The 1,547-nt window shown below is 39.2% G+C and carries 1 protein-coding gene; it reads right to left on the reverse strand.

The features are described 5' to 3' along the window. Positions 1-196: 196 nt before the first annotated feature. Positions 197-1,288, reverse strand: coding sequence for a tyrosine-type recombinase/integrase (locus H8K38_RS18185; protein WP_186886263.1), 1,092 nt, complete (start codon positions 1,286-1,288; stop codon positions 197-199). Positions 1,289-1,547: the final 259 nt, after the last annotated feature.

The following is a 1,547-nucleotide window of genomic DNA, read 5'->3' on the forward strand; positions in this document are numbered from 1 at the left end:
ACCAGAGCTCGTCATTGAGCAGTAATCGGGGCATGGCAAACTCGTGTTGGATCGGTGTGAAAACCTTAACAATACGAGTTTGCCTTTCTTTTTCAAAGGCTTACGTTCAAACGTCAACAGACCCTAGGTCTTGCTAAAACAATGGTTCAAATTTTGTACTTAATGAACACATGCAAAATGTACGAGGCAATAATTTTTATTTTGCTTTCGCAGCATGTGAATATATTTCCAAAGAACGCTCCTCATTGAGCCCAAGCTTTTCGATCAGCTCAGCATTACTAGCACCTGCTCTAATTTCTTGAGCAGCGAAAGTATTACGCAAGGTCCGACCTCCTCTCCTCGGCAGTTCAATTTTAGCCGCTTCAAAAGTTTTTCTGATTTGTCGATACACAGTGGCCTTATCCAGCATTTTTCCTGTTGTACCTGGAAAAACAATTAGGTTGTCTGGGAATAGTTTGTTTCTTTCATTCAGCCAATCTAATAATTCCGGAACTAACTCAGCATGCATAAAAGTTTCATGTACACGTGGTTGATCTAGCTGGGAGTGATCGCTTACATATATTTTGAGCGTGCCATCAATTTGACGAATTTTTTCAATGGAATTTATGTTCAAAGAAATGGCTTCTGATACTGTGAGGCCAGCACCTAAAACGATGCACTGCATTGCACGATCACGACGCCTTTTCCAATTCGCACTTAGTCTTCCGACTCGCTCCTTTGCTTGAGGTACGGGTAAAGCAAAGAGGAATTGTTTGATTTCGCTTTGCGTCAGCGTAACAGTTTTGTGATTGCGCCCATCTAAACGATAATATTCCTTCAACTTCCCAAATAGTAAATCGTCAGTCGGCCTTGGGATTATCTGTAAGTGGGTAAAGACACGTTCTAACAAGCGAATATAGCGGAATTGAATATCACTTTGTAAAATCAACTGTGACCCCTCACCTACCTGTTCCTCTGCTACTAGGAATGCATAAATATCTGTCGCGGATACTGTAAATAAATTCAGACTTCGTGTGGATATAAAAAGTAAAAATCGAGTGAACATGGCCCTGTAGACTTCAATTGAAGACTCAGAGATTATTTCTTTACCTATTGGTCTAAGTGATGATTCAACATACTGTGGCGACCTAACAAAATGTAAGAATGCTTCCAGGGGTGTTTCTATCCAAAATTTTCTTGGTAACTCGTTAGATTGCTTCATAAGGAAAAGAATAAAATTAAAACAAAAACCAAAAACGCAATTAACAAACGAATGCATTCTCAAATTAGGCGAATCAAAGCTAGCCATACTACTAAAATTGCACGACGTAAAGAAAAAGAATGTCTACAACAAATAGGTTCTTATTATTCCACTTCGCTGGGTGTTAATTGCGTTTTTGGCGAAATTTACCTTGATTTCGAATAGCTATAAGAGTCAGGTGGTAATCCCCCCAGCAAATAATCGGACTTATAAGTAGAATTTTCTAAATATGATTTTTAGAGGTTTTACATGAAGACATCCCGTTATACCGAAAGCCAGATTATCGCAATCCTGAAGCAGGCAGAAG

The sequence above is a fragment of the Undibacterium sp. FT79W genome (genome assembly GCF_014284215.1).
Lineage (GTDB): Bacteria > Pseudomonadota > Gammaproteobacteria > Burkholderiales > Burkholderiaceae_D > Undibacterium > Undibacterium aquatile.

What these genes read in the sequence shown, in the direction of transcription:
- H8K38_RS18185 (WP_186886263.1), bottom strand. Translation starts at nt 1,288, where the DNA reads ATGGCTAGCTTTGATTCGCCTAATTTGAGAATGCATTCGTTTGTTAAT.